Origin of the sequence: Corynebacterium sp. HMSC075D04 (genome assembly GCF_001815635.1) — a bacterium.
Classification (GTDB): Bacteria; Actinomycetota; Actinomycetes; order Mycobacteriales; family Mycobacteriaceae; genus Corynebacterium; species Corynebacterium coyleae.
In genome coordinates this window covers 1-272 of record NZ_KV821303.1, presented here as the reverse complement: position 1 = coordinate 272, position 272 = coordinate 1, and the positions used below count along the sequence as shown (strand labels likewise).

General features: G+C 52.2%; 1 protein-coding gene. It reads right to left on the bottom strand.

Annotated features, from left to right (window positions below):
• A partial coding sequence (locus HMPREF3048_RS02505; RefSeq protein WP_141758829.1) for a hypothetical protein occupies positions 1 to 245 on the bottom strand: 245 nt, incomplete at its 3' end.
• Positions 246 to 272: the final 27 nt, after the last annotated feature.

Genomic DNA, 272 nt, shown 5'->3' with positions numbered 1-272 from the left:
ACCTTGTTTTCTTCCTTGGCGGGTGCTTCTGGTTTGTTGTCGATGATGGCACCTGCCATGGCACTGAAGTCGCCGATTTCAAGGTTGTCAGCAGCAATACGCGGAGTATTGATTCTCAGTACGTCCCAGTCGGCGGGGACAACCGCGTTGCCGTTGGGGGTTTCAAGCAGGTATGGCTTTTCCGAGTAGTTGAACTTGCCAAACTGGTAGAGGTAGTTCATCACCGAGTCATACTCCGGTGCCATCGGAAGCGAAACACCCTTAATAAGGTC